6 protein-coding genes are annotated in these 8,226 nt (G+C 70.7%); all 6 read right to left on the reverse strand.

Features of this window, described 5'->3' with window-relative positions; genetic code table 11:
• Positions 1-8: 8 nt before the first annotated feature.
• Positions 9-2,294: an FUSC family protein gene (locus tag ACWD3I_RS33180; RefSeq protein WP_451084251.1), complete on the reverse strand. Its 2,286-nt coding sequence runs from the start codon at positions 2,292-2,294 to the stop codon at positions 9-11.
• A complete protein-coding gene (locus ACWD3I_RS33185; protein ID WP_365395966.1) occupies positions 2,266-3,609 on the reverse strand; it encodes an NAD(P)/FAD-dependent oxidoreductase in 1,344 nt (447 codons plus the stop codon). The genes ACWD3I_RS33180 and ACWD3I_RS33185 overlap by 29 nt, the downstream gene beginning before the upstream one ends.
• Positions 3,610-3,828: 219 nt before the next feature.
• Positions 3,829-4,233, reverse strand: coding sequence for an ATP-binding protein (locus tag ACWD3I_RS33190; RefSeq protein WP_365395714.1), 405 nt, complete (start codon positions 4,231-4,233; stop codon positions 3,829-3,831).
• Between the two features lie 113 nt (positions 4,234-4,346).
• Positions 4,347-6,251 (reverse strand): AMP-dependent synthetase/ligase, encoded by a 1,905-nt coding sequence (locus ACWD3I_RS33195; protein ID WP_365395711.1) that lies wholly within the window; start codon positions 6,249-6,251, stop codon positions 4,347-4,349.
• Positions 6,252-6,405: 154 nt separating this feature from the next.
• Positions 6,406-7,491, reverse strand: a complete 1,086-nt coding sequence (locus tag ACWD3I_RS33200; protein ID WP_365395708.1) for a glutamate--cysteine ligase 2 — start codon at positions 7,489-7,491, stop codon at positions 6,406-6,408.
• A 63-nt stretch (positions 7,492-7,554) separates the two neighbouring features.
• Positions 7,555-8,226 (reverse strand): alpha amylase C-terminal domain-containing protein (locus ACWD3I_RS33205; RefSeq protein WP_365395705.1); only part of this gene is annotated, 672 nt, incomplete at its 5' end.

An 8,226-nucleotide genomic window follows, 5' to 3' on the forward strand; every position in this document is an offset into this window, starting at 1 on the left:
GCCCGGCGTCAGCCCTTCGGCCGCGCCACCGGTACCCGCAGCGGCCGAGCCAGCCCCACCACACCCTCGTCCAGCCGCTGGAGATGCCGCAGCACCCGGTCGGTGACCCGGCCGAAGCGCGGTGCCCCGGGGACGGCGGACTCCAGCACGGAGGCGATGCTCGGCCCCGTCTCGACCTCGTCGGTGGACCGCTCGTCCGCCACGTGCGCAGCGGTCGCACCGATGTTGCTCAGGATGCGCCGTCCCGCGCCACGGAGCCGGGGATCCGCCGCGATCGACGGGTGGGTGGGCAACAGCTCGGCCGTCGCGGCCAGGGAACGCGAGTGGTACGCACAGGTCTCCAGCAGCGCGACGACATACCGCGCGGTGTCCCGCCGGGCCCGCAACGGGGTGACGGGGTGGGTGAGCGGCTGGGTGGCGGCCCGCAGGTCGGCCAGTGCCTGGTCCAGGTCACGGGCCTTGTCGAGGAGCTCGGCCGGAGGCCCGCCGCTCAGCTGGTCCACCGCCGTCTCGGTGACGTCCGCGAGCCGGTCCAGCACCGCGACCAGAAGGTCGTTCGTACGGCGGTCCGTGCGCACCGGCAGTACCAGCGCCGCCGCGAGGACCCCGCAGGCCGCGCCGAGCGCCGTCTCCTCCACCCGCAGTACCAGCACCGACAGGCTGTACGTGTGCAGCAGGGTGTACAGCACGCCCAGCGCGGCGGTGACGAAGAACGACATCAGCGTGTACGACAGGGGCGCGGTGTAGAACATCAGAAAGACGCAGACCAGCACCACCGCGAACGCCGTCCAGGTGTGGTGGCCGACCAGCCCCGCCAGCCCGATGCCGGCCACCACCCCGAGCACGGTGCCCAGGAGCCGCCGGTAGCCCTTGACCAGGATCTCGCCCGTGGAGGCGGTGTTGATGAACACGATCCAGCAGGTCAGCACCGCCCAGTACCAGCGCTGACTGGACAGCAGCTCACCGCCCACGATGGCCAGCGAAGACCCCACCGCGACCTGCACGGCCGCCCGTGTCGTGGGCCGCCGCAACCCCGCCGGCGCCTCCTCGGCAGGCTCCTCACCGGCGTCGATGGCCGCGTCCTCGGCGTCCAGCTCCTCACGCGAACGGGTCGTGGCCGGGCTGTCGTCGGACTCGTCCTGCGGCCCGTCGAGAGCGATCCGCAGCCCCAGTACCGCGCGCGCCGCCTCACCGATGCCCCGGAAGACGTCCTGGACGGCCGGTGGCGCGGCCGGCAGGTTCTCCTCGTCCCGGTAGCCCAGCAGCCGGTTGCGCACATGCGAGAGTCCCGTGCCGGGCTGTGTGGAGACCGGCCGCAGGACGAGCAGCCGCAGCGCCTCAAGGTCGCGCCGCACGGTGTCCGTCGCCGCGTCCCGTACGGGCAGCGTCCCGGCCCGCGGAACGGGCGCACCCGGCAGATGCAGGGTCAGTGTGTCCGCCCGCTCGGCGCTGCGCGCGGTCAGCAGCAACAGGCCGAGCCGCTCGGCGGCGACCTCGGCGTCCGCGACGCGCCGCTGCACGAGCCGCGCCACCGCCTCGTCGGCGGTCCCCTCCTCCAGCCGGCCCTGGATCATCAGTGCCGTCTCGTGCAGCCGGGCCGTGCCGGCGCGCACATGCTCCAGGGCCTTCTCCACCTCCTCCGGGCCCGCCGCGTCCAGCAGTTCCAGCTGCGTCGCCACCAGCTGGGCCAGCCGGGCCCGGAACGCCTCCCGCAGCCGCTCCAGCATCCCGGTGGGCGTCTCGGGCACGAGCGCGAAGCGCGCGACGGCACTGGCCAGGAAGGCGACGACGAGAGTGCCGTAGAGCTGTGGCAGCGCGGAGACGGTCGCGCCGACGAACAGGGACGCGAAGTAGACCTGGAACCCGATCAGTCCGAGCGCGGTGCCCCGGTCGCCGTACCGGCGCCCGTAGACGGCGCAGAAGATCAACGCGACGAAGAACAGGTCACCGGCCACCACATGGGAGCGCAGCAGTGCGGCGAGGGTGACGGCGGCCAGCGCCACCGGCAGGCCCAGTGCGAGGGTGACGGCCTGCCGGGCGCGCTGTTTCTCCCGGATGGCGAAGGTGGCGACCATGGCCGAGATCGCCCCCGCCACCAGATGGGGCACCTCGGCCCCCAACAGCCCGAGCACGGCCAGCGTGAGCGCGATGGCGCCCACCGTCCGCAGCCCGGCCGCCAGCCGCAGCAGTCCGGGGTCGGACGCGGCCACCAGATCCCGCAGCCGCGCCCGCCCCGGACGACCCGTCTCTCGCACCCCGGGCGGACTACTCCTGACGGTCCGTCCCCTCGACATGCGCCTGGACCTGCTCCGGCGTCAGATACGAGTTGGTGTACTCGAAGTCGTGGAGCTTGGCGGCCTTGCGGGCCTGGAAGCCGGTGCGCACGAAGTCGTCGCCCGCGAGCGCGTTGAGCGTCCAGTTGGTCGCGACACGCACCTTGGCGACGTTGGTGCGCAGCGCCGCCCAGTGGTAGCCGCGGGCCGCGGCCTGGGCGGGCAGACCGCGCAGTTCGATGCCGAGCGGCTTGGACACGGCGTCCTTGCCGCCGAGGTCGACGACGAGACCGAGGTCCTTGTGGCGGTACGGCGTCGTCGACTGCCCCCGCAGGGTGGCGATGACGTTGTCGGCGACGTGCTTGCCCTGCCGCATCGCGTGCTGGGCCGTGGGCGGGCAGACCGCGCCCTCCTCGCCCTTGGCCTCGTCGGGCACCGCGGCGGAGTCGCCGAGCGCGAACACCCCGTCGTGGCCCGGCAGGTTCATGTCGGCGGTGACCGCGAGCCGCCCCCGGACCGTCTCCGCGCCGAGCGTGGCGATGAGCGGGCTCGCGACCACGCCGGCGGTCCAGATCAGGGTGCGGGTGGGGACCACCCGGCCGTCGGTGAAGGTGACCTCCTCGGGGCCCGCCTTGGCGATGGAGGTGCCCAACGAGATCTCGATGCCGCGCTTGGTGAGGATCCGCTGTGCGGTGCTGCCCAGCTTGTCGCCCAGCTCGGGCATCAGCTTGGGCGCGATGTCGATCAGGTGCCACTTGATGAGCCCCGGATCGATGCGCGGGTAACGCTTGACGGCGGCGTGGGTGAGCTTCTGCAGGCATGCCGCGGTCTCGGTGCCCGCGTAGCCGCCGCCGACCACCACGAACTGCAGCCGCGAGGCACGTTCCGCCTCGTCCTGGCTGGCGTCGGCGAGGTCGAGCTGTGCGATGACGTGGTCACGGACATAGGCGGCCTCGGCGAGGGTCTTCATGCCGAACGCGTGGTCGGTGAGTCCGGGGATGTCGAAGGTGCGGGTGACGCTGCCGGGGGCCAGCACGATGTAGTCGTACGGCTCGTCGACGATCTCGTCGGTGATGGTGCGGATGACGCAGACCTTGGACTTGAGGTCCACGCCGATGGCACCGCCCGGGATGATCCGGGTGCGGTACTTCTTGCTGCGGCGCAGCGAGACGGCGATCGACTGGGGCGTCAGCACCCCGGAGGCGACCTGGGGGAGCAGCGGAAGGTAGAGCTGGTAGGCGAACGGCGTCACCAACGTGACGTCGGCCTCGTCGAGGGCGAGTTTGCGTTCCAGCCGGCGAACGCATTCCACGCCGGCGAAGCCTGCGCCAACCACCAGGATCCTGGGTTGTGTCACGGTCTTTCTTCCCTTCTGCGGCTCCGGCGGTCCGAGTCGGACGCCGTTCGCCTGCCCTGGATCTCCGCTTCGCAACATCGATCCCACCGTGCCTCAAGCCGTTCCGCCAGCCGGGGCGGCAGGCAGACGACAGCGTCGTGCACCACCATGCCCGTCACGGTGCGTCCGCGCACCGGCTGAGAGTGAATGTCGTGTGTCTCACCAGGGCAGAAACACGTGCACGTCCTTGCCACTGCTCTCCGTCACCACGCTCACCTGGTCGCACAGGGCGTGGATCAGATGCCAGCCGACACCGCCACCGCCGGTGCTCGGGTGAAAGGAGCGCGGGGCCGGCGGGGTGGGATTCGTGTCGTGGAGCGTCACATGGACGCCGTCGAAGGTGCGGCGCATGGACAGGTCGAAGGGGCCCGGGGCGTACTGGACGGCGTTGGCGGCCAGTTCCGTGACGACGAGCAGGATGTCGTCCCAGTGCTCGGGCGTCGCGGGTGGCGAGGCTTGTGCGAGCCCGTACAGGAACTCGTCCGCGGCGATCCGCGCAGCTGTGACGCTCTGCGGCTCACCCGCAAAACTCGTGGTGCGACTCGGGATCTCCACGGAGGCCAATGGTGCTTCCTGCCTGGTTCGTGTGCCAGTCCTGTACGGCGCTCTTCGTGTGCGCCACTTCTGCGAGTTCCCGGGGGCGCTGAGGTCAATCGGACTCCCGGGACCCGACCGGGTCACCGGAACACGTTGTCGGAGTCGTCCCAGCCCGTGACCTCCTCGGCCGGCTGCTGTCGCGGGGCGCGCGAGCGTGCCTGGTACATCGCGTCGATCTCGAACGCGTAGTGCTCGACGATCGCGTCCCGGCGCAGCTTCATCGACGGGGTGAGCAGCGTGCTGGTGCGGTCGAAGGACTCCGGCAGAACCCGGAACACGCGGATGGACTCCGAACGGGAGACGGAACTGTTCGCCGCGGCCACCGCGCGCCCGATCTCCTCCCGCAGCGCGTTCTCCTCGCGCGCCTCCCGGCTCGGTGCGTCACCCGGCATCGCGAGCCCTCCGCGCCAGTGCGCGAGGAACTCCGGGTCCAAGGTGATCAAGGCACCCACACAGGGCCGGTTGTCACCCACGATGACCGCCTGATGGATGAGCGGATGCATACGCAGCCGCTGCTCCAGGAAGGCCGGCGCCACGCTCTTGCCGCCACTGGTGATGATGACGTCCTTCTTGCGGCCGGTGATCGTGAGATAGCCCTCGGTGTCCAGTTGCCCGAGGTCGCCCGTGGCCAGCCATCCGCTGCCCAGCGCGGCCCGGGTGGCGGCCTCGTCGTTGACGTATCCCTGGAACACCGAAGGGCCGTGCACCAGGATCTCCCCGTCTTCGGCCAGCCGGATGTCCGTGCCCGGCAGGGCCCGGCCGACCGTGCCCGACTTCTCCCGGCCCACGGGCTGTGCCGTGACACCGCCGCTCGTCTCCGTCAGCCCGTAGGCGTCGTTCACGTAGATGCCGATGCCCTCGTAGAACAGACAGAGTTCGCGGCCCAGCGGTGACCCGCCCGAGGCCGCGCGGAGCACACGGCCACCCAGCGCGGCCCGCAGCCTGCGGTACACCGTCCGCTCGTACAGCGCGTGCTGGAGCCGCAGATCCAGGCCGGGACCCGGTCCCAGTCCCAGCCGATGGCGTTCGACGGCCGCCGCGAAGTCCCGTGCCGTCTCCGCGGCCCGTTCGAACAGGGCGCCGCGGCCCGCCTGTTGGGACATCCGCAGGAAGTTCTTGTAGATCTTCTCGAAGAGCGAGGGCACGCCGCAGAAGTAGGTGGGCCGGAACGAGAGCAGGGACGCCGACAACGTCTCGGAGCTCAGATCGGGCTCGTGGGCCATCACCAGACTGCCGCGGATGCACAGGCTCTGCACCAGCAGGCCGTACACATGGGAGAAGGGCAGAAAGGCGAGGACCGAGCCCTGCCCGCCCGGTGGCACCACCGTGTGGCCCCACCCCTCCAGCAGGATGTCGCAGGCGCTCGCCAGACCCCGGTGGCTCACCGCGCAGCCCAGGGGCCGACCGGTGGTGCCGGAGGTGTAGACGACGGCCGCGGTGGAGTCCGGCATCACGATGCGACGCAGCGACTCGACCGTGGTGAACGGGATGAACTCGCCCCGCTTCACGAGCTGTTCCAGTGATCCGTCGTCCAACTGCCAGACGTGGCGCAGCCGAGGCAGCGACGCGCACACCGAGCCGACCGTCATCACGCTCTGCTCGTCCTCGACGATCACACCGACACAGTCCGCGTCCCGCAGGATCCAGGCGACCTGATCGCGTGACGACGTCGGATAGATGGGCACGACCTCGGCGCCGACGGCCCACAGCGCATGGCTGAGAACCGTCCACTCGTACCGGGTGCGCGCCATGATCGCCACGCGGTTGCCTGGGGCGATCCCGGAGGCGACCAGGCCCTTGGCGAGGTCGACGACTTCGTCCCGCACCTCCACGGCTGTCACCTCCTCCCAGGTCGTGGCGGAGGGGTCGGGACGGCGCGCGAGCATGGGCTGGGTGGGGTTGCGGGCGGCCGTCTCGAAGACTGTGTCGGCGAGTCCGCCCGTCAGTGGGGAGACGGACGGGGGAGCGAGGGCGAGGTCGCGCATGCGCTGCTCCTGATGTGTACGGGGTGTGACTCCACCGATGAGAACTGTTATCGGCGGTGCCCGAATCTAGCCGAGGTGAGCGCGTTCGATGCAGGTATTCGACAACTAGGTCCGACGTGATGATCTCGGAGGGGCCGGGGCCCCGGAGACCGTTCTACTCCTGCGTGTGGCGCACGCACTCCGTGACGACCTCCCGCAGGCTCCCGGTCCGCGCCATCAGCTCCCGCTGGACGCGCGCGCCGTTTCCGCGCCGCAACAACTCGGCACAGCCTTCCCGCGCCCGCTCGAGGTCGCCGGTCTCGGCCAGTGCGTCGCCGACGTGGTCGAGGAGTGCCCGTACGACCGTCTCCGCGGGCAGCCGTCGCATGGTCACCGGATGCAGCAGCTCCTCCGTCAGGCCCGACCGGGCGGCCCGCCAGGCGGCCAGCCGCAGCAGGCTCACACTGTGTCCCCACGGCTTTCGGCCCGCGCGCCACTCACGCGCCGACGTCTCGACGAGCCCGCGGGCGAGGGTCGCGATGAGCGCGGCCGTGGACGCGTGCAGACAGACGTCCGCCACCCGGAGCTCCACCGTCGGGTACTGGCGGGACAGCCGGGCGTCGAAGTAGATCATCGCCTCGTCGAGGATCACACCGGTCGCCACCATGTCCGCCACCCGCCGGTGATAGCACTCGGCCGAGCCGAACACCTCGGTCGGACCGGTCGACGGCCACCGCTGCCACACCCGACTGCGATAACTGCTGTACCGCGTGTCCTCACCCTGCCAGAACGGGGAGTTGGTACTCAGCGCCGCCAGCACCGGCAGCCAGGGCTGCATCTGGTCGATCACGGCGACGCCCTCGTCGTCGGACTCGACGGACACATGGACATGGCACCCCAGGACGAGATCATTGCTGGTGATGCCGTACTGCTCCGCCATCCACTGGTAGCGCCGCCCCATGCCGACCGAGGGACTGACCGGCAGCGGCGACGACGCGAGCGCGACGACGGCACAGCCGATCTCCCCGGCGTGCCGGGCCGCCTCCTTGCGGCAGCGGACGATCTCCGCAGCGAGTTCCGCCATCTCCGACTGGGGATGGGTGGCGAACTCGAGCATCTGGTTGTGGAGCTCCTCCTCGAAGACGTCACCGCTCGTGCCGTCGTGCGCGGCACGGGCGAGCACCGCGGCCGACAGCGCTCGTGGTTCGCCGGTCTCCGGGGCGACCAGGAGAAGCTCCTCCTCCACTCCGACGGTGCGCACGTGAAGCCGCCCTTCTGCCGCGACAACGAGGTCGTACGCCCCGACTGCCCAGGAGATGGCTGATCACACGGGAGACAGCCACACGGTTGCGAGCGGCGGCAGCGTGAGCCGTAGGACACCGTCCTCCGGTTTCACCGGATCGGGACAGGTGACGCCACCGCCGCCGTAGTGTTCCGCGTCGGTGTTGAGGACCTCCTGCCAGGCGGGGACGTCCCCCGGGATGCCCAGCCGGTAGTCGTGGCGGACGACGGGGGAGAAGTTCGAGACGGCGAGGAGGGGGGTTCCTTCGGCGTCGAGACGCAGGAAGGCGAAGACGTTGTCGTCGGCCGCGTCTCCCACGATCCACCGGAATCCGGCGGGGTCCGTGTCCCGCTGCCACAGAGCGGGCGTCCCGCGGTAGACGGTGTTCAGGTCGCGGACCAGGTCCCGCACCCCGCGATGATCGGGCTCGGCGCTGTATCCGGGGTCGAGGAGCCACCAGTCCGGGCCGTCGGGCTCCGACCACTCCGCTCCTTGGGCGAACTCCTGGCCCATGAAGAGGAGCTGTTTGCCGGGGTGGGCCCACATGAAGCCGAGGTAGGCGCGGTGGGTGGCGCGTTGCTGCCACCAGTCGCCGGGCATCTTCGACACCAGCGACTGCTTGCCGTGGACGACTTCGTCGTGGGAGATCGGCAGGACGTAGTTCTCGCTGTAGGCGTACACCATGGAGAAGGTCATCTCGTGGTGGTGGTACTT

This window comes from Streptomyces sp. NPDC002817 (genome assembly GCF_053592055.1).